Source organism: Corallincola holothuriorum (assembly GCF_003336225.1).
Classification (GTDB): Bacteria; Pseudomonadota; Gammaproteobacteria; order Enterobacterales; family Neiellaceae; genus Corallincola; species Corallincola holothuriorum.
The window spans coordinates 389,065-405,017 of record NZ_QPID01000003.1; the positions used below are offsets into that span (position 1 = coordinate 389,065).

General features: G+C 51.2%; 15 protein-coding genes. 10 read left to right on the top strand and 5 right to left on the bottom strand.

The window, feature by feature from the left end; translation table 11 throughout:
* Nucleotides 1–362 precede the first annotated feature (362 nt).
* From coxB to DU002_RS07315, 4 genes are read left to right on the top strand one after another with little or no spacing between them, the layout of a single operon-like run.
* Nucleotides 363–1,457, top strand: coding sequence for a cytochrome c oxidase subunit II (gene coxB, locus DU002_RS07300; protein ID WP_233496446.1), 1,095 nt, complete (start codon nt 363–365; stop codon nt 1,455–1,457).
* 18 nt (nt 1,458–1,475) lie between these two features.
* Complete coding sequence (gene ctaD / locus DU002_RS07305) at nt 1,476–3,062, top strand: cytochrome c oxidase subunit I (protein ID WP_114337708.1); 1,587 nt, start codon at nt 1,476–1,478, stop codon at nt 3,060–3,062.
* Between the two features lie 22 nt (nt 3,063–3,084).
* A complete protein-coding gene (locus tag DU002_RS07310) occupies nt 3,085–3,654 on the top strand; it encodes a cytochrome c oxidase assembly protein (RefSeq protein WP_114337709.1) in 570 nt (189 codons plus the stop codon).
* A gap of 13 nt (nt 3,655–3,667) precedes the next feature.
* Nucleotides 3,668–4,558, top strand: a complete 891-nt coding sequence (locus tag DU002_RS07315; protein ID WP_114337710.1) for a cytochrome c oxidase subunit 3 — start codon at nt 3,668–3,670, stop codon at nt 4,556–4,558.
* A 19-nt stretch (nt 4,559–4,577) separates the two neighbouring features.
* Here DU002_RS07315 and DU002_RS07320 read toward each other — a convergent pair whose 3' ends face one another.
* Nucleotides 4,578–4,790: a DUF2909 family protein gene (locus DU002_RS07320; RefSeq protein ID WP_199405189.1), complete on the bottom strand. Its 213-nt coding sequence runs from the start codon at nt 4,788–4,790 to the stop codon at nt 4,578–4,580.
* A gap of 29 nt (nt 4,791–4,819) precedes the next feature.
* Here DU002_RS07320 and DU002_RS07325 point away from each other — a divergent pair, with 29 nt between their 5' ends.
* From DU002_RS07325 to dinF, 6 genes are read left to right on the top strand one after another with little or no spacing between them, the layout of a single operon-like run.
* Nucleotides 4,820–5,587 carry an SURF1 family protein gene (locus DU002_RS07325; protein WP_114337711.1) on the top strand — a complete coding sequence of 256 codons (768 nt, stop codon included), beginning with the start codon at nt 4,820–4,822 and terminating at the stop codon, nt 5,585–5,587.
* The gene (locus DU002_RS07330; protein WP_114337712.1) at nt 5,577–6,131 is read left to right on the top strand and encodes a hypothetical protein; all 555 of its coding nucleotides are present in this window, start codon (nt 5,577–5,579) and stop codon (nt 6,129–6,131) included. The genes DU002_RS07325 and DU002_RS07330 overlap by 11 nt, the downstream gene beginning before the upstream one ends.
* A gap of 3 nt (nt 6,132–6,134) precedes the next feature.
* Entirely contained in the window at nt 6,135–7,106 is a 972-nt protein-coding gene (locus DU002_RS07335; protein ID WP_114337713.1) for a COX15/CtaA family protein, read from the top strand.
* Nucleotides 7,107–7,131: 25 nt separating this feature from the next.
* Entirely contained in the window at nt 7,132–8,040 is a 909-nt protein-coding gene (gene cyoE / locus DU002_RS07340) for a heme o synthase (protein ID WP_407642920.1), read from the top strand.
* A gap of 3 nt (nt 8,041–8,043) precedes the next feature.
* Entirely contained in the window at nt 8,044–8,688 is a 645-nt protein-coding gene (locus tag DU002_RS07345; RefSeq protein ID WP_114337715.1) for an SCO family protein, read from the top strand.
* Between the two features lie 5 nt (nt 8,689–8,693).
* Complete coding sequence (gene dinF / locus DU002_RS07350; RefSeq protein ID WP_114337716.1) at nt 8,694–10,040, top strand: MATE family efflux transporter DinF; 1,347 nt, start codon at nt 8,694–8,696, stop codon at nt 10,038–10,040.
* 64 nt (nt 10,041–10,104) lie between these two features.
* On the opposite strand, the gene DU002_RS07355 is transcribed toward dinF, so the two are convergent.
* The 4 genes from DU002_RS07355 to DU002_RS07370 all read right to left on the bottom strand — a co-directional run bounded on the left by DU002_RS07355 (nt 10,105) and on the right by DU002_RS07370 (nt 15,828).
* Nucleotides 10,105–12,042, bottom strand: a complete 1,938-nt coding sequence (locus tag DU002_RS07355; RefSeq protein ID WP_114337717.1) for a polysaccharide lyase — start codon at nt 12,040–12,042, stop codon at nt 10,105–10,107.
* Between the two features lie 103 nt (nt 12,043–12,145).
* Entirely contained in the window at nt 12,146–14,053 is a 1,908-nt protein-coding gene (locus DU002_RS07360) for a polysaccharide lyase (RefSeq protein ID WP_114337718.1), read from the bottom strand.
* A gap of 365 nt (nt 14,054–14,418) precedes the next feature.
* Nucleotides 14,419–14,997 carry a Fe-S biogenesis protein NfuA gene (gene nfuA / locus DU002_RS07365; protein WP_114337719.1) on the bottom strand — a complete coding sequence of 193 codons (579 nt, stop codon included), beginning with the start codon at nt 14,995–14,997 and terminating at the stop codon, nt 14,419–14,421.
* 93 nt (nt 14,998–15,090) lie between these two features.
* Complete coding sequence (locus tag DU002_RS07370; RefSeq protein ID WP_114337720.1) at nt 15,091–15,828, bottom strand: ComF family protein; 738 nt, start codon at nt 15,826–15,828, stop codon at nt 15,091–15,093.
* Between the last annotated feature and the right edge of the window lie 125 nt (nt 15,829–15,953).

The window sequence follows — 15,953 nt, forward strand, 5'->3', positions numbered from 1 at the left end:
CGGCTTTTTTTGTACCTTTGAAAAACCTCCTAACACATTAGCTGCTAACTCTAGTTGCACAGACTTAATCACTCGTCAGGCTAAATATCACCATTTGGATGTGATTTAACCCGCAAACAGTTGGGCAGTTTGCTAACTTGCTCAAGTTTTTTGATTAATTTTTAGACGTATCGCTAATCGTGAACGATTCTTAATCAAGGCCTGATAGCTGCGACCGCGCCTATAAAAATTTAAATATGCGGTCTGTAGTGGCTACTGGGGTTTTGGGGTAAGCGCCTGTCGAACAGGTGTTTTTTGTAAGTGCGAGGAGAAGCCTCTTGATACGGATAGCCACACGCGTCGCGGCGGGGGCTGGCGCCCTATTGCCGTCATTTATCTCCGCCGAGGAGATGCCGCTAAATATGACTCAGGGTGTGACAGCCATTAGTCAGGACGTCTACCAGCTCCACATGACCATCTTCTACATCTGCTGCGTCATTGGCGTGCTTGTCTTCGGTGTGATGTTTTGGTCAATCATTCATCATCGCAAGTCCAAGGGAGTGAAACCGGCGCAGTTTCATGAAAGTACCAAGGTCGAGATCCTTTGGACTGCACTACCACTGCTTATTTTGGTTGGGATGGCGGTGCCAGCAACGCAAGTGTTGATCAATATGGAAGATACCACGGAAGCGGATGTCACCATTTTGGTGACGGGCTCGCAATGGAAGTGGCACTACAAGTATCTGGATGATGACGTTGAGTTCTATAGCCTGTTGGCGACACCCCGTGCCGAGATCGAAAACAAACTCGCCAAAACTGAAAACTATCTACTTGAGGTGGACCGCCCCCTAGTCCTGCCTATCGGTAAGAAAGTGCGTTTCTTAATGACTTCCGACGACGTTATTCACAGTTGGTGGGTGCCCGCTTTTGCGGTGAAAAAAGACGCTAATCCAGGTTTCATTAATGAAGCGTGGACCAGAATTGACGAAGCCGGCACATACCGAGGGCAGTGCGCGGAACTGTGCGGGAAAGACCATGGCTTTATGCCGATCGTTGTGGTCGCCAAGTCGGAAGCAGAATACAACACTTGGTTGGCCACATTGAAAACCACCCAAGCCGAAGCGAAAGCGGAAGAGCAAAAACTGCTGGCGATGAGTATGAGCATGGAAGAGTTAATGGCTGAAGGCGAGCAAGTGTATATGACCTCTTGTGCGGCTTGCCATCAACCGAATGGTGAAGGTCTTGCTGGTGTATTTCCTGGCTTGAAGGGCAGTCCTCTAACCATCGGTGATGTCGGTGCCCATATAGACATTGTTATCCACGGTAAAAAAGGTACGGCAATGCAGGCCTTTGCCAAACAGTTAACACTCAAACAGTTGGCCGCGGTGATCACCTACGAGCGTAACGCTTGGGGTAACAACACCGGTCAACTCGTTCAACCCGCTGATGTGGATGCCCGCATCAAAAGCGCAATCTAGCCAGAGGAGAGCTGAAAAATGAGCAGCGTAGCTGAGTCACTGCATGACGAACACCACGCGCATCACGCCCCCTCAGGTCTGAAGCGTTGGATCTTTACCACTAACCACAAAGACATAGGTAGCCTCTATCTATGGTTCAGTTTTGCCATGTTTTTGATCGGCGGCGCCATGGCGATGGTTATCCGTGCGGAACTGTTCCAGCCCGGTTTACAGTTGGTGGAGCCCAACTTCTTTAATCAGATGACCACAGTACATGGACTGATCATGGTATTTGGTGCCGTTATGCCGGCATTTACCGGGTTAGCTAATTGGCTCATCCCGATGATGATTGGCGCACCAGATATGGCGTTACCCCGCATGAATAACTGGAGCTTTTGGATCCTGCCCTTTGCGTTCAGCATGCTGCTGTTTTCGCTGTTCACTGAAGGTGGCGGCCCCAATTTTGGTTGGACATTCTACGCCCCTTTATCAACCACTTATAGCCCAGAGAGCACCGCCCTGTTTGTGTTTGCAGTACACATCATGGGGATCAGCTCAATCATGGGGGCAATCAATGTCATTGTGACTATTGTGAATATGCGGGCGCCGGGGATGACCTGGATGAAGCTGCCACTGTTTGTTTGGACCTGGCTGATCACCGCTTTTCTATTAATTGCTGTGATGCCGGTGCTGGCAGGTGCTGTGACCATGGTGCTGACAGACAAGTATTTTGGCACCAGCTTTTTTGATGCCGCAGGCGGTGGTGACCCGGTCATGTTCCAACATATTTTCTGGTTCTTCGGTCACCCCGAAGTTTACATCATGATCTTGCCCGCCTTTGGCGTGGTGTCATCGATTATCCCTGCCTTTAGCCGCAAGCCATTATTTGGTTATGCCTCCATGGTTTATGCCACTGCTTCGATCGCTGTTTTGAGCTTTTTGGTGTGGGCCCACCATATGTTTACCACGGGTATGCCGCTGTTTGGCGAGCTGTTCTTTATGTATTGCACGATGTTGATCGCCGTGCCAACCGGGGTGAAAGTGTTTAATTGGGTGGCAACCATGTGGCGCGGTGCGTTGACCTTTGAAGTGCCGATGCTGTTCTCTATCGCGTTTGTGATCCTATTTACTATCGGTGGCTTCAGCGGTTTGATGCTGGCGATCACGCCGGTGGATTTTCAATACCATGACACCTACTTTGTGGTGGCGCATTTCCACTACGTGCTGGTAACGGGTGCCGTGTTCTCAATTATGGCGGCGGCGTACTACTGGCTACCGAAATGGACCGGCCATATGTATGACGAAGGGTTAGGTAAAGCGCATTTTTGGTGCTCGCTGATCTCTGTCAACGTGCTGTTTTTCCCAATGCACTTCTTAGGCCTTGCCGGGATGCCGCGACGCATTCCCGATTACGCACTGCAATTTGCTGACATCAATCAGATCGTATCAATTGGTGGCTTCGCTTTTGGCCTGTCGCAACTGATATTTCTCTATCTGGTGATTAAGTGCGTTAAAGGCGGTGAAAAAGCACCAGCGAAAGTTTGGGAAGGTGCGGAGGGGCTAGAGTGGACCATTCCATCGCCCGCGCCTTATCACACCTTTACTACGCCACCTGAGATCAAGTAGCGCAGCTGGCGCGGGAGCGATGATGAGCGAACAGAAAGCGGCTGTATCTCATAAACCTCTGCTTTGGCGTCTAGGATTTGCCGTGCTGGGGATGTTCGGTTTCGCCTTCGCTTTGGTGCCGTTATATGACGTGTTTTGCGACTTGACCGGACTCAATGGCCGTACCTCGGGTGAGGTCGCCGTCTATGACGGGCCAATCGTCGATACCAGTCGCTTAGTAACGATCGAGTTTATTGCCCGTACTCAAGGAAGTATGCCTTGGCGTTTTGAACCCGTTGTGCGCCGTATGGCAGTGCATCCGGGTGAGCTGCACATCGCTGAATTTGAGGTGCAGAACCTGACATCAACACAGATGGTGGGGCAGGCCGTACCCTCAGTGTCGCCAGGGACACTGGCCACCTATCTTAATAAAACAGAGTGTTTTTGCTTTAACCAGCAGCCGTTAGCAGCGGGAGAAACGAAGGCATTGCCACTGCGTTTCTTTATCGACAACGACATTCCCGACGATGTCACAACGCTCACGCTGTCCTATACCTTATTTGACATCACCGAATCACTAGCTGGCGGTGCATCAGCATCGACCAGCCGCTGAGCAGGGGGGAGCTATGGCTTCAGAAACCACGCACACAGAAACACCCAGTTACTACGTCCCAGAGCAAAGTCCATGGCCGATCATTGGAGCGATAGCACTTTGTCTGATCGCCGTGGGCGCTGGCACCAGCGTGCAACAGATGGAAGCTGGTGGCGGCTGGGGGCAATGGGTCCTTTTTAGCGGCTTGTTGTTGCTGGTGATCATGTTGTTTGGCTGGTTTGGTAATGTCATTAACGAGTCGATGTCGGGGCTGTACAGTGCGCAAATGGATCGCTCGTTTCGCCAAGGCATGAGCTGGTTTATTTTTTCTGAAGTGATGTTCTTTTGTGCCTTCTTCGGTGCGCTGTTTTATGCCCGTATCTTTGCTGTGCCATGGCTCGGCGGTGACAGCAATAACGCCATGACCAATGCCATCTTGTGGCCGGAATTCGTTGCTCACTGGCCGTTGGTCAGTACACCGGACGGCACAACCACCGAGGCGATGGGGTGGGGCGGTCTGCCCCTGTACAATACCATTATCCTTCTGGTCTCATCGGTCACTTTGCATTTTGCCCATGTGGGTTTGGAGCAGAACAAACGTAAGCAATTGATTGGCCTGCTCGCGTTAACCGTGTTGTTGGGGATCGGCTTTCTGTTCTTACAGGTTGAAGAGTATATCCATGCCTATCAAGAGATGGGGCTGACATTGGATGCTGGTGTTTATGGCAACACCTTCTTCTTGCTTACCGGTTTCCATGGCATGCATGTGACGCTGGGCACCTTAATTCTGTTTATTTTGTTGCTGCGCATTCTTAAGGGGCACTTTACGCCAAAGCAACATTTTGGTTTTCAAGCTGGTGCTTGGTATTGGCACTTTGTTGATGTGGTTTGGCTTTGCCTATTTGTATTTGTCTACATTTTGTAGCGCAGGGACTTTTTGCCGCCTAATAGGGGCGAGGGTTATGGGGAAGAATACCTGTTGCCATCAGCAGTAGGAGTAGCACCAGCACCACGGCTGAGTAAAGTACGCGCCGACCGAGATAATGGGACATGGGTTTATCGTTGTTTTGTCGCAACATAGAGAATAGGCCGCTAAACAGGTTAAACAGGATGATGCCAAGCAGTAATAGGATGATGCCTTTGGTGAGCAATAACATGACTGAGCGACCTTCGTGGAGATGGGTAGATGATGCAGTTTGACCTGCCCGGCGGAGGGTATCAACTGCAGTTATCCTGGTGGGTGCTGCTACTCGCCATCTTGCTGGCCGCGTTGTTATTGCGACTTGGTTTTTGGCAGCTATCCCGTGCCGAATTTAAACAATCACTCATTGCTACCGCAGAGAAAAGTGTCGAGGCGGGAGCGCGCCCGTTGGATAGTTTTGCAAATGACGCCGACATGGTCGGACAGACAGTAAAGATCTCAGGGCGATTTCTCCTCGATCAGGTAATCTTGTTAGACAATCAAATATGGCAGAAGCGGGTAGGGTATCAGGTGGTGCTGCCCCTCCAGCTAGCCCATAGTTCGCAGATCCAGTTGGTGAATATTGGCTTTGTCCCCGCGTCGTTGCAACGGGCGGAGTTACCGGAGCTTGATCTGGCCGCTGTTGGTTTGCACGGTGAGCAGAGCATCCAAGGTCGGATCAAATCGCTGCAACAGCAGGTCATGGTGTTGAGTCAACAAACCATCGCGCAACATCCAAATTGGCCGTTGCGCCTGCAAACCCTCGATATTGCTGCGCTGCAGCCACTATTTACCAACCCATTGCGTAGCGACCTGTTGCTGTTGGATCAGCAGTTACCTATCGGCTATCCACGAGAGTGGCCGGTTACCACGGTCTCGGTGGAAAAGCATCAGGCTTACGCGTTTCAATGGTTCAGCATGGCGTTAGTGTTTATCGCCATCATGTTGAGCGTCGGAGTAACAAAGACAGCAAGAGAGAGCCATGAGTCGTAGTACTAAAAATGTCGATAAAAAACCAAATCGCAAGCCGTTAATTGCCATCGTTGCCGCGTTTATTTTTCCGGTGGCCATCGCCTATCTGGTGCTCAATCAAGGTTGGTATCAAGGTGCCGTGCTGAACAAAGGCGAGCTGATCGCCAGCGGTGAAACCATCGATGAAAAAGGCGGGGGTGATGCAACCGGGGCATGGTTGGTTGTATTTACTGTTGACCGCCCTTGCCGCGAAAACTGCCAACAAGCGATCGATACGCTGCAAAATGTATGGCTGGCGTTGGGGCGGGAACAGCAGCGGGCGCAGCTGCGCGCCTTGGGTACTGGCCAACCCAGCAATTGGCAACTGCCGGTAGGCGTACCACTGCAGTTTGAGCAGGTCACCGCGATGGGTAAAAGCTACTTCTCCGACGCCTTTTATCTGGTGGACCCGCTTGGCAATTTGGTATTGCGCTACCCCTATGAAGATGGCGAGAGCTTGACCTTGCAGAGTCAGGCGCTACTGAAAGATCTGCGTAAGCTGATGAAAAACTCCAAGATAGGCTAATAAATGAAAGCCCTCGCGATCGTCTCAACCCTGTTAGCGCTGGTAGTGATCTCGCTCGGTGCCTATACCCGCTTGACTGACGCGGGCTTGGGTTGCCCGGATTGGCCCGGTTGCTACGGTCACTTGACTGTGCCGGCACAAGAGCAGGCCGAACAGTTACAAATAGCGTTTCCGGAACGCCCACTGGAGCCGGAAAAAGCGTGGAATGAGATGATCCATCGTTACGTCGCCGGCGGGTTGGGCTTATTGGTGCTGGCCATGGCCATTCTGGCGTGGAAACAGCGTGATGGGCCGGTTGGTTTGCCAAGTTTACTGCTATTGCTGGTGATATTTCAGGCGGCATTAGGGATGTGGACGGTAACCATGAACCTGATGCCTGTGGTGGTGCTCGCTCATCTGCTGGGAGGCTTTGCGACCTTCTGTTTGTTATTGCTGCTGGTGGTGCGTTTGTTACCCCTGCGTATACCTGGTGGAGATGCTGAACTACGTCGCTTCAGCGGTTTGAGTCTCGCTGTGTTATTGGCCTTGGTGCTGCAGATCGTACTCGGTGGCTGGACGTCGACAAACTACGCGGCGCTTGCTTGCACTGAGCTGCCGTTTTGTGAAAACGGCTGGCTCGCTCGATTAGACTTTAGCGCTTTTCAGTTGTGGCAGCCGGGACATGAGAACTACGAGTTTGGCGTGTTGGATTATGCTGGTCGTATGACTATCCATGTGGTGCATCGTCTCTGGGCGATAGTGGTGCTCGGAATGTTGCTTTGGTTCAGCTGGCGTTTGTTTAACTGTGCTAGCAGCCGTTTTTTTCGACGTACGGCACTGGCGTTAGTTGGTCTGTTGCTGCTCCAGGTGGGCTTGGGGATCAGTAACGTGGTGTTGAGTTTACCTCTGCCAGTGGCCGTGGCTCACAATGTGGTCGCTGCGTGCTTACTTGGCTTATTGGTTATTACGAATTACGCGTTGCTACGCAAGGCCTGATAGGAGAAAGACAATGAGTAAAACCATGACCCAGGTGAGTAGTCGAGGCGTTTTGAGCGCCTTGATGGGCGATGCGGGCTGGCGTGATTACTATCAGGTGACAAAGCCGAAAGTGGTGATGCTATTACTTCTAACGGCATTGGTTGGCGCATGTTTGGCGGTAAATGGCTTACCGCCTGCCGGACTATTGCTGGCGGCGATGATTGGTATTGGCTTGATGTCGTCTGGAGCGGCGGCCTATAACCACCTGCTGGATCGGGAAATTGACGCGCGCATGATGCGCACGCGGGGACGACCGTTAGTGCGCGGCCAGCTGACCGCGATGCGCTGTTTTAGCTTCGCTACATTAATTTCTGTATTGGGGTTTGCTGTACTGGCGCTGTGGGTGAATATGCTGACTGCCTGGCTTACTGCCTTTAGCTTAGTGGGTTATGCGCTGATCTATACTCTCTACCTGAAACGTGCAACACCACAGAATATTGTCATTGGTGGACTGGCAGGAGCTGCGCCACCGCTGCTTGGCTGGACGGCGATGACAGGCAATGTTGATCCACACAGCCTGTTGCTGGTACTGATAGTTTTTACTTGGACACCACCACATTTCTGGGCACTAGCTATCCATCGTCGAGATGACTATGCCAAGGTAAACATGCCTATGTTGCCAGTCACCCACGGCGTGGCATTTACTAAAACCTGTATTTTGCTTTATACCGTGCTGTTAGGCTTGGTTTGTTTGCTCCCCTATCTGACGGGCATGAGCCATGAGCTGTATTTGCTCGGTAGTAGTTTATTGAATGGGGCCTTTCTCTATTACGCTTGGCGTTTGAAATTTAAAGCAAATAGTGGTGATGCCATGGCCACTTTTAAGTTTTCGATCGTGCATCTGATGTTACTGTTTATTATCCTACTGACAGATCACTATTTATTGGCGTAACTCATGACTTGGTATATGCGGATTGGCGTTGTTGTGCTGCTGGCGGCAGCGGCGATTGGGGGCTGGTTCAGCTATCAGCAGATCAGCAAGGTGCCAGAGGTTGCGGTTACCGCGGATCTGTTTTCGCCATCCCGTAGCCTGCCAGCGTTTACCTTGCGAGACCAGCAAGGGAGCATGTTCACTAATGCTTCACTAAAAGGCCATTGGACATTGCTGTTTCTAGGCTACACCTTCTGCCCAGATATTTGTCCAACCACCATGGCAAAGATGACTCAGGTATATCCGCAATTAAAGCAGCAGATCCCAGAGTTACAGATGGTGATGATCAGTGCTGACCCCAAGCGCGACAGTGCTGAGCGGCTGGCTGAATACGTTACCTACTTTAATCCTGAATTTATCGGTGTTTCTGGTGAGCATAAAGAGTTGTTCCCCCTGACTCAGCGGATGGGACTGGTGTACGCCATGGTGGATGCGACAGACAGTGACAGTTACACCGTCGATCATAGCGCCAGCATGGTGCTACTGGATCCTAATGGCCAGATGCGCGCTCGATTTCGACCCGAGTCTACCCCTGGCAGTGTGCCAACGGTCAGTACTGCCCAATTAATTGACGAGATCCCCGTCATCGTCGCTTTGCCTAACGGTTAACCTTGATGGTACATCCCCTCGCGCTGCGGGCCGGACATCGGCGGGTGTTGGCCTTGGCGCTGCCGATGGTGGCGTCGAATATCTCAGTTCCTTTGCTGGGGCTTGTTGATACCTTTGTCATAGGTCATATGGACGCCAGTTACTATCTTGGTGGCGTGGCTATGGGCGCAATGCTGATCTCGTTACTCTTTTGGCTACTGGGCTTCCTGCGTATGTCCACCACCGGGTTGGTGGCACAAGCACACGGTGCAAAGGATTATTCACTTTCTCTGCAACGCTTGGGGCAAGCAGCAATATTGGCGCTGACCCTGGCCTTTACGCTGCTGATATTGCAGCTGCCGATTAAACAGCTGGCGTTAACTGTTGCTGGTGGCAGTGAACAGGTGACCCATTATGCCGGTGTCTATTTCGATATTCGTATCTGGAGTGCGCCAGCAGCACTATTGAACCTCGTACTGCTGGGTTGGTTTCTTGGTATGCAGGATGCGAAGGCTCCGATGTGGGTACTGCTCCTGACGAACCTAGTGAACATCGTATTTGATATTCTGTTTGTGCCAGTCTTGCAATGGGGTGTTGCCGGAGCCGCAGCTGCCAGCGTGCTTGCCGATTATGCCGGATTGCTTTTGGCACTATGGCTGTTTCAACGGAAGTTGAGGCGGCTCTCCGTGCCGTTGCCATGGCAGGGGGTGATGGACTGGCCAATGATCAAAGGCCTGCTGGCTCTGAATCGCGATATCTTTATTCGTGCCCTGATGTTGCAACTCTGTTTTGCGTTTATCACCTTGCAGGGGGCTCGCTTAGGCGATGAGATCATTGCTGGCAATGCGGTGCTGCTTAATTTTCTGATGTTGGCGTCCTATGGACTGGATGGATTTGCTTATGCCGCTGAAGCATTGTTTGGCCGAGCACTTGGACAACAGCGTAGAGCAAGTGCGATCTGGGTGCTGTGGATCTCCGGCTTTTGGAGTTTGATGCTGGGGCTTGGCTTTGCCCTAGTGTTCTGGCTAGGAGGCGAGCAGATTATCGCCAGGCTGACTGATATTACCGCCGTACGTGAAACGGCCTTGCTCTATCTTCCCTATCTGATTGTGTTGCCTATCGTTGCTTGTTGGTGCTTTTGGCTGGACGGTATCTTTATCGGTGCGACACTGGGTAAAGCGATGCGCAACAGCATGCTGCTTTCAACATTAGGCGTGTTTTTCCCTACCTGGTGGTTGTTGCAAGGGGCTGGCAATCATGCATTGTGGAGCGCCATGTTACTGTTTATGGCGGCGAGGGGTGTCACGCTGGCCGTTATGCTGCTAAAAGGCTGGCGTTCTCAGCGGGTGCCATTTTCCTGGGCGCCGCGTTAGCTGCGTCGCGAGAAGTAAAAAGCCCGCATACGCGGGCTTGATTATTGCTCTATGGTGTCGCTGACTACTCTACCCAAGGACCTGGGTAGCCAATACGCTTGGGTGAGATGATGAATTCATCAAACCAGGCAAACTCATCTTTAGTCGCATTCCAACGGTCGCCACTACTCCCACCGAAAAAGGTGCTGAAGAAGACTTTAGTGATCTTATTGTTAGGCTCATCTGCGTCACGGAACTTAACGCCGTCATAGTAGGCGGCCTTTTTGCCATCAAACCAACCTTCCATCAAGCCGTCATATTCGCCTGCGCTGTTCATCCGGAAGTGCATCTCCACATGGTGCCATTGGTTGGGGATAAATTGTGCCTGGAACCCTTCAGTATTCCACCACCAGCGCTCCCGATCGTGGGCAAAATGGGTGTAAAACTCGACCTTACCCTGTTCACGCCACATCAGCCGACCTTTCCACTCATGGGTACGATCAGTGAAGGAGACCGAGCCTGACAGGCCGGGCAGTTTACCACCGAGTACGAAGTCAAAATTGTCATCAAACTTCACCCAATAGGATAAGTACATATCTTCGTACTCACCGTTGATATCCATGTGCCACTGGGCACCACTATCGGAGGAGGTGCGTTTGCCCTGAGGGTAGAGCGTACGAACAGACTTACCACTTGGGCCGTAATGCACATTTTCATCGACGAACAGACGTTGCTCCGTTGCGCCATTGACCCACTTGGTTGGCGACCATGCGGTTACCCACTCTTTTTTGGTTGGAAACCCTGAAGCGAGATCATCCATGGTGTAGTAAGCAACGACATCGCCGGGCTCGGCAGGCTGTTCTGGCTCGTTTGGTTCATTTGGCTGTTCTGGCTCATTTGGTTCTGTGGGTTCGTCCGGCTCAGAGGGGATCGATGGATCTGCGTCTTGAGAAAGGTCGATGACATGAATATTGTCGTAACGAATATAGGTGGTTTTACTGGGTGCCCAGCTCGAATCCGCACCGCCATAAAAGGTACTGAAAAAGAACTGATTAATCAGCGTGTCGCTGTTAATTGTGCCGCGCAGATTAATCCCTTCGGCTTTAGAAACGACTTCGCCATCAACACGCAGTACGACTTTGCCGTCATAGGCATCTGGGGTGGAGTTGAGCTTCACTTCCAGAGCCAGTTGTTGCCAGCGGCCAGTGACAAATGCGCCTTCGAAACTGCGCTCGCCGTCGCCACAGCGCTCAATACGCTCTTGGCCGTAGTAGTAGGCTTGTGCTGAACCGTTTGGGCGCCACATTGGGCGAACACTCCAGCCATTTGCGATCGCTGGTGAGCAGCCGGTGGTATGCACGGTTGGTGACAAGCCGGGTAGCTTGCCACCGCGGACAAATTCAAAACCATCTTCAAAAAGGATGTCATAGACCAGGCTGTAGTGATCCCCACCAGGGATCGCGACCTTGGTTTGCAGACGGTCAGAGCCGCGACTGGTTGGGGCATAGCTAACGCGTAAACATTGCTCCCGTCCATCGCCACACTCTTTAACTATGTTTGTGTCGTCGACACTTTTCCATTCATCGTCTAGCGAGTAAGACTCGAAATCTTCGTTATAGACAAGGTTTCCCTCGGGTAGGTCGGGCTCGTCTGGGATAACCGCCTCTCCGACCTGACAACTCACCTGGTTGAAGCTGCCGACTCCTTTGATGCCAAAGTCGGTACTTTCTCCTGGGCTAAGCTGCCGATTAAAATCATTACCTGACGCAGTAAAGACTTGGCCTGTGTCTTCAACTTTAGCGCTCCATGCACTGGTCAGTGCTACGTCGCTATCGAAGACGATGTTTACATGCCACAGGCTATTACTATTGCCGGTGTTGGTGACTTCAATATCTTTGAGCATGAAGCGTTCACCGCTCCAGTTTTTAACGATACCAATCGAGCACTCTACCTCGGCGCTAGCGTAGCCAGCCGATGACGCCAAAATGAGCGCAAGAATGGGGCGTATGATGCCAATTTTCATAATGACTCCCTTAAAGGCAGCGTAAACGTTGCCTTTTTCAATTTATTAATCAGTGCATACCGGCGCATGGATGTATGCGCCGGGGTGGCTAGTCGATGAAGGATCAGAACAAGCGCATTTTTACGAACTCACAGCCATTGCTGGCATTAAAGTTAATGCGCGTACCGCTTAGCCCTGTGGTGGATTCGTAGTTGCTATCTATTTGGTGCATGCCGTTGCCATTAAGTGACTCTACTGCGCCGCGGAAATTGCACTGTTTATGGGTGTCGCTATCCCAAACCTGCAGGGTTTTATCTGCCAAGTTAGCAGGCAAATCAACACAGGTGGTGCTGCGTAAATCGAGCTCAGTGCGTTCGCTGCCGGTGTATTGGTGGCAGTTACTTGATTCTTCAGGAGGTTGATCGGAAGGGGCTTCATCGGTTGCTGGAGTTAAACGCAGCCAATTCAGATTAAAGGGCCCATTATGTATCTCGATAGTCAGGTCATGTCGCCCAGCGGATAGCTCACCTATGTTGAAAGTTAGCGTTTTATAGGCTTGGAAATCTCCGGTGTAGTCGATGGTTTCATTGGACAACCGTGTTTCGCCATCAACCAGCACAGAGATAAGGCCGCTGTCTCTGGCCGACGCGGTGCGCAGTTCAAGGACGTAATCTCTTGCTTTGGTCAGCAGAAGGTCATAGCTAAGGGTCTCGCCCGCGGCCATCCAGCCGATGTTAAAGCCGCCCCCTGAGTCTTCGGTGGCTTGAATATCGACATTGCCGGTGCGATAAGCATTTCCTTTGTTGCCAGCGGTGCTGTCGATTGCCCGGGCGTACTGTTCTGCTTCGATATCTACTACGCCAGCGCTATTTGCGATTGGCTGGTCAAACTCATCGTCGATGGTTTGGCTGCTGCAAACCCACCATTGTTGACCATTGGCAGAGAGCTGATCGCAGTCTTTGCGTGCGAAGTTGCTGCACTGGCTAGCAAAATTGTCTTTAGCATCGTCTAACCCTTTTGCTGCTGCGAAACAGCTGAATGTCTCAGGTTCTGCCGGAATCGGGTTGTCAGGTGTTTCATCGGGGATATCAGCGTCAGGATTGGAGCAGCCAGTCCATACTTTGAAATCATCCATGTAAATATATTCGTTATTAGGGGAGTGAAAGCGTGTGTCGTTTGCGCCGCCGCCCCGATACGTATGGAAGATGAAGTCGTTGATCTTGACACTGCTCTTGCCCGAGATGCGGTATTCAACATCGCGCATATCTAAGCCCACTTCACCGTCAATTTCCATGCGAAGCACGCCATTCTTCTGGCCGGGTGTATTCAGTTTTATGTATTGGCGAATGGTGTACCAACGGTTGTCTTCTACTTCGGCAAACTTGTAGTCGATACCGCAGTTGCCTTGTCTTGGCTCTAAACGATTAGGGAAATAGGTATACACCACTAAATCGCCTCGTTTGCGCCACATCAATCGTGCCGAAAAGCCATTTTCAATGGTATTTAGGTTCTGCGTGCATCCCACTGGGATACGCCCAGTGCCACCGGCCAGTCCTGGAAGTTTGCCCCCTGCAGCCCATTCGAAATTTTCACCAAACTTGATGCGGTATTGCATGACCGCTTCGTCTGCAGCCGCGAATTTTTGATCAAAGAGGATGCCGCTGTTGGTGCCTCCTGCTATGTTTGCAGGGTAGTTGGTGCGCAGTACGCCGTTACCTACGGCATTCCTGGCGCGCCATGTGGTTCCGGGGCGGTCCAGTCCTCGCACATCGCCAGCAGCATTTTTTTCTAACGTACCAAAATCTGCTGTGGCCATTGCTTGCGTGTACGATTTAAATGAACCGGAACGGTTGTTGAAATTGATATCTCTTACCAGCTTACAGCTATCGGCCGAGTGGGCGACGGATGACATACCGATAATTACGGAGAGAGCGGCAATGGTTAACACTTGACGACAAGGCGCCGTCAAGAAGGTGATAACGGAAGTTAGATGCCCTTTATCTGTGTTTTCTTTTCTATTTATTATGAACATGTAGGGTCCTCGGGGTTAAAACAAGATAGCTAATGACGCATCTTGCCCAGAGGTAGGGGGAATGGGTCCTCCCCTGGACAAGCGCGCTTACGAACCTGGTTTTAGATCGTGTTGTTTTATTTATTGATGCCGAAGTGATGTTACGCGTTTGTTATTATGCCTACAAAATAAGCAGTGTCAAAAGATTGGCGCCATTATTTTCTTTGTTTTAAGTGGTTTGTGATGTTCGTCGGTTTTGTGACGCTTTGCTTTGCTCTGTTGTGATAGGCGTGATTAGGCGAAGGTATACCGAAAGGTGTTCGTAATAGAGATAAAAAAACGAGCCAGTCGGCTCGTTTTTTTAATTGCGAATATAGGCATCGTTGTTAGGTGTAAGAGTGCTCGCCGTGCTGGTGCTCGGTGATATCTTTCACGCCGTTAAGCTCGCCTGCGTAGGTTTGCAGCAGCTCCTTTTCGATCCCCTCTTTTAGTGTTACGTCGACCATGGAGCATCCGTTACAACCGCCGCCAAATTGCAATACGGCAAAGCCGTTATCGTCAATCTCGATCAATGTCACTTTACCGCCGTGGCTGGCCAGTTGTGGATTGATCTGGGATTGCAGGGTGTATTCCACGCGCTCGATTAGAGAAGCATCATCAGCCACTTTACGCATACGTGCATTAGGGGCTTTTAGTGTTAACTGAGAACCCAGGTTGTCAGTCACAAAATCGATAGAGGCTTCATCCAGAAATGGTGCGCTTTGCTCGTCAACCACCACTTTAAATAGAGGATAGTCGAAATGAAGATCTTCCTCTTCAACCGCCTCAGGTGGGCAATAAGAGACCCCACATTCGGCATTAGGCGTGCCGGGATTTACCACAAACACACGAATACGGGTATCTTCAGGCTGATTTTCCAGTAACTTACTGAAATGGGTCTGAGCCGTATCGGAAATCGAAATCATTTATCCCTCACCAACCGCGTTTGTCGCAGTGCCTGACTAATTTACTCAAGCTCTATCATACAACAGTTGTCACTGAGTCTGAAACACTCTTACTCAACGAGGTGGCGCCGCCCGCGCCAGGCACCAAACTTCGACATGAGCAGCACCCGCCCGATAGAGTTGTTTGGCCATCTCATTGACGGTTGCGCCCGTGGTCATCACATCATCAATAATGGCAATGGATTGGCCATGAAGCGTGCGGGTGACTTGAAACGCACCGCGGACATTCGCTTTGCGTGTTTTGGCATTCAGCTCTCGTTGGCTTTGGGTGTTTTTAGTGCGTTGGCACAAGTGACTATCTAGCCGCAGTTTGTGTTTGCTGGCGATAACTTGAGCCAATAGATGTGACTGATTAAATTGCCTTTGCCGTAAGCGTTTTCGATGTAAAGGAACAGGTACGAGAACGGGATTAACGGTGAGTGCGGCCTGCTCCTGTTGCCTCAGGTGGCAGGCCATTAGGCTGCCCAATAGTTGGCCACAAGCCAGATCGCCGTTGAACTTGAATTGCGCCAGTAGCCCTTGAATAGGTGGCTGATAGGGTAAGCAGGCGATCGCTTTGGCGTAGTGGGGAGGGTGTTGTTGGCAACGGCCACATACCTGTTGCTTAGCTTGTGGCAGTGGCTCGGCACAATGTTGGCAGCCGGGTGGCAACCGCGGTAGATCCTGATAACAACAAGCGCACAGGGCATGGTTCAAACGCACTGTTGGCTGCTGACACAGCAGGCACCGATTGTTGAGCTGCAGGTCTATTTGTCGCCATAAGCGCTGTAATCCAGGTATTGATTTGATCATAAAACGAGCCTCCTTGCCCTTGTGCCGATAGGCTGGCAACCTATGCCGCCATCACTTAAGGGGTTTATCGCCCCTTAGCGGGATAGTTATCCCTTGAACTACTGTTTAACGAAGAGTTTAGCCTG

Coding starts and splice junctions, on each gene's coding strand:
- DU002_RS07320 (WP_199405189.1), bottom strand. CDS start 4,790: ATGTTATTGCTCACCAAAGGCATCATCCTATTACTGCTTGGCATCATC.
- cyoE (WP_407642920.1), top strand. CDS start 7,132: ATGACCCAGGTGAGTAGTCGAGGCGTTTTGAGCGCCTTGATGGGCGAT.
- ctaD (WP_114337708.1), top strand. CDS start 1,476: ATGAGCAGCGTAGCTGAGTCACTGCATGACGAACACCACGCGCATCAC.
- DU002_RS07345 (WP_114337715.1), top strand. CDS start 8,044: ATGACTTGGTATATGCGGATTGGCGTTGTTGTGCTGCTGGCGGCAGCG.
- DU002_RS07355 (WP_114337717.1), bottom strand. CDS start 12,042: ATGAAAATTGGCATCATACGCCCCATTCTTGCGCTCATTTTGGCGTCA.
- DU002_RS07325 (WP_114337711.1), top strand. CDS start 4,820: ATGATGCAGTTTGACCTGCCCGGCGGAGGGTATCAACTGCAGTTATCC.
- DU002_RS07360 (WP_114337718.1), bottom strand. CDS start 14,053: ATGTTCATAATAAATAGAAAAGAAAACACAGATAAAGGGCATCTAACT.
- nfuA (WP_114337719.1), bottom strand. CDS start 14,997: ATGATTTCGATTTCCGATACGGCTCAGACCCATTTCAGTAAGTTACTG.
- dinF (WP_114337716.1), top strand. CDS start 8,694: ATGGTACATCCCCTCGCGCTGCGGGCCGGACATCGGCGGGTGTTGGCC.
- DU002_RS07335 (WP_114337713.1), top strand. CDS start 6,135: ATGAAAGCCCTCGCGATCGTCTCAACCCTGTTAGCGCTGGTAGTGATC.
- DU002_RS07315 (WP_114337710.1), top strand. CDS start 3,668: ATGGCTTCAGAAACCACGCACACAGAAACACCCAGTTACTACGTCCCA.
- DU002_RS07310 (WP_114337709.1), top strand. CDS start 3,085: ATGAGCGAACAGAAAGCGGCTGTATCTCATAAACCTCTGCTTTGGCGT.
- DU002_RS07330 (WP_114337712.1), top strand. CDS start 5,577: ATGAGTCGTAGTACTAAAAATGTCGATAAAAAACCAAATCGCAAGCCG.
- DU002_RS07370 (WP_114337720.1), bottom strand. CDS start 15,828: ATGATCAAATCAATACCTGGATTACAGCGCTTATGGCGACAAATAGAC.